The following is a 3,027-nucleotide window of genomic DNA, read 5'->3' as shown; positions in this document are numbered from 1 at the left end:
TTTCTTTCGAGACCGGCGCGGCCATGATGCTCAAGGGCCTGACCGCGCAGTATTTGCTCAAGAAGACACTGCCGCAGGGCGGGCTGCAGCCGGGCGACTTCGTGCTGTTCCATGCCGCGGCCGGCGGCGTCGGCCTGATCGCGTGCCAATGGGCGCGCGCGCTGGGCCTTCAGCTCATCGGCACCGCAGGCAGTGACGAGAAGTGCGCACTGGCAGCCGAGTACGGCGCGGCCCACGCCATCAATTACCGCCGCGAGGACTTCGTTGCGCGGGTGAAGACCGTCACCGGCGGGCGCGGCGTGAAGGCGGTGTACGACTCGGTCGGCAAGGAGACGTTCGAGCGCTCGCTCGACTGCCTGGCGCCCTTCGGCCTGATGGCCAGCTACGGCAATGCTTCGGGCAAGGTGCCGCCGTTCGACCTGGGCGTGCTCGGCGCGAAGGGCTCGCTCCACCTGACGCGCCCGACTGTCTTCTCTCACATCGCCACGCGCGAGAGCACGCAGGCCATGGCCGAGGAGCTGTTCGAGGTGGTGCAGAGCGGCGCGGTGAAGATCCCGCTCGAGCGGCGCTACGCGCTGGCTGACGCCGCGCAGGCGCACCGCGATCTGGAGGCGCGGGAGACGACGGGCTGCAGCGTGCTCATCCCTTGACCACGGCGCCGCGGCGCTCGCGCCGCATCCGGCGAATTTCGTCGAGGATGAGCAGCGCTGCGCCGACGCTGATGGCGGCGTCGGCCACGTTGAAGGCCGGGAAGTGCCAGCCGTCCCAGTGGAAGTCCAGAAAGTCGACCACGTAACCGTGCAGGAGCCGGTCGATCACGTTGCCTAAAGCGCCGCCCAGGATCAGCGCGAGCGAGCACCCGAGCAGCTTTTGAGGAGACTGCGTGCGCAGCATCCACACGATGAACACGGCGGCGACCAGGCCCAGCGCCACGAAGAACCAGCGCTGCCAGCCCGAGGCACCGGCCAGGAAGCTGAACGCCGCGCCGGTGTTGTGCACGCGCACGAGGCTGAAGAAGCCGGTCAGCGGGCGGGCGTCGCCGAGCTGGAAATGCTGGAGGATCAGCGTTTTGGTGAGCTGGTCGAGGGCGATAACGATCACCGCGATGCCGATCCAGAACATCAAACTGTGGGGTGCGGACGCGTTGCGGGAGGCCATCGGTCAGGGTCTTTTCAGCCGACGCATTGCAACGGCAGGGTTTCGCGAATGGTGCACGATCACGACGAGCACGCGGGCGTCATCGCCGCTGTAGATGTTGGAGGGATAGCGCCTCACGATGGTGCGGCGGAACGGCGGCGCCACTTCGGGGCATGACTCCGGCAGACGCTGCACCCGCAGAAACAAGCTTCGAGGGCGCGTTCGAAAAGCGGTCTCAAGCGACTTTACGCGTTTCACCTGAGCCATACAGGTTGCTCACGCACCGGCTGCAGATCGTCGGGTGTTTGGCGTCGATACCGACATCGTCGCGGTAGTGCCAGCAGCGTTCACACTTGGCGGCACTGCTCGGCGTGACCGTGATGGTCAGTGCATCGCCTGCCGACACGCTCGCGGCCGAGGTGATGAAGACGAACTTGAGGTCATCACCCAGGCTCGTCAGCAGTTCGCGGTCGGGGGCCGCCGCGGTCACCGCTACGGTGGCCTGCAGCGACGAGCCCACGGCGCCGGCCGTGCGCACCGCCTCGATTTCCCTGTTGACCGCATCGCGAATCTCGCGAGTGCGGCTCCACTTGGCCAGCAGCGCGGCATCCGGCGCGCCGAGCTCTGCAAAAGTCTCGGTGAAGATCGTTGCCGACGCGCCCGGTGCGAAGACCTGCCAGGCCTCCTCGGCCGTGAAGCTCAGGAACGGCGCCATCCAGCGCAGCATCGCGTTCGTGATGCGCCAGAGCGCCGTCTGCGCGCTGCGCCGCACGAGCGATTCAGGAGCCGTGGTGTAGAGCCGGTCCTTGAGCACGTCGAGGTAGAAGGCGCCGAGATCCTCGCTGCAATAGACCTGCAGCTTGGCGACCACCGGGTGGAATTCGTAGACGCCGTAGTGGCCTCCCTTGAAGACCCCGCTTGCCGCATCGAACGTGCCCAGGATCTCGGCTTGCAACTGCGCCGCGCGGGCCAGCGCGTAGCGGTCGATCTCCAGCAACTCGCTGTACGGCACCGCGTCCTTCGACGGATCGAAATCGCTGGTGTTGGCGAGCAGGAAACGCAGCGTGTTGCGGATGCGGCGGTAGGCGTCGACCACGCGGGCGAGGATCTTGTCGTCGATGTTGAGGTCGCCCGAATAATCGGTGCTTGCCACCCACAGCCGCACGATCTCGGCGCCGAGCTTGTCGCTCACCTGCTGGGGTGCGACCACGTTGCCGAGCGACTTGCTCATCTTGCGGCCCTTGCCGTCGGTGGCGAAGCCGTGGGTGAGCAGGCCACGGTAGGGCGCTCGGCCTTCGAGTGCGCAGCCGAGCAGGAGCGACGAATGGAACCAGCCGCGGTGCTGGTCGTGGCCTTCGAGGTAGAGGTCGGCTTCGGGGCCGGCTGTATGCCGGCCGAGAGGCCGGCCCTGCGCGTCGTGTCCCTCGTGCGAGCCGCGCAGCACATGGAAGAAGGTCGAGCCGGAGTCGAACCACACGTCCAGGATGTCGTTGCTCTTGGCGTACTGCTCTGCCTCGGCCCCGAGCCATTCGGATGCATCGAGCCGCGCCCACGCCTCGACGCCATCCGCTTCGACCCGTGCTGCAGCGCGGTCCATCAGCGAGAGCGTGTCCGGGTGCAGCTCGCCCGTCACCTTGTGCAGGAAGAACGGCAGCGGCACGCCCCAGTTGCGCTGGCGGCTGATGCACCAGTCGGGCCGGTTGGCGATCATGTCGCGCAGGCGGGCGCGGCCGCTTTCGGGATAGAAGGCCGTGGCGGCTTGTCCGTGGGCCGGGTCGCCGTCGATGGCGGCCAGCGCGGTCTGGCGCAGCGTGCCGGGCGCCTTGTCGATGGTGAACACGCCTTCGCCTTCGTCCATGCGCACGAACCACTGCGCGGCGGCGCGGTAGA

General features: G+C 67.5%; 3 protein-coding genes. 1 reads left to right on the top strand and 2 read right to left on the bottom strand.

The window, feature by feature from the left end; genetic code table 11:
• Positions 1 to 650 (top strand): quinone oxidoreductase (locus H0W38_RS19760; protein ID WP_292457377.1); only part of this gene is annotated, 650 nt, incomplete at its 5' end.
• On the opposite strand, the gene lspA is transcribed toward H0W38_RS19760, so the two are convergent.
• Entirely contained in the window at positions 640 to 1,158 is a 519-nt protein-coding gene (gene lspA / locus H0W38_RS19755; RefSeq protein WP_292457375.1) for a signal peptidase II, read from the bottom strand. The genes H0W38_RS19760 and lspA overlap by 11 nt on opposite strands.
• A gap of 214 nt (positions 1,159 to 1,372) precedes the next feature.
• On the bottom strand, positions 1,373 to 3,027 hold a 1,655-nt coding region (locus H0W38_RS19750; protein ID WP_292457372.1), incomplete at its 5' end, for a class I tRNA ligase family protein.

Origin of the sequence: Methylibium sp. (genome assembly GCF_013817365.1) — a bacterium.
Taxonomy (GTDB): domain Bacteria; phylum Pseudomonadota; class Gammaproteobacteria; order Burkholderiales; family Burkholderiaceae_C; genus Methylibium.
Note: the sequence above shows the minus strand (reverse complement) of the source record. Positions and strands in the feature narration are given on the sequence as shown.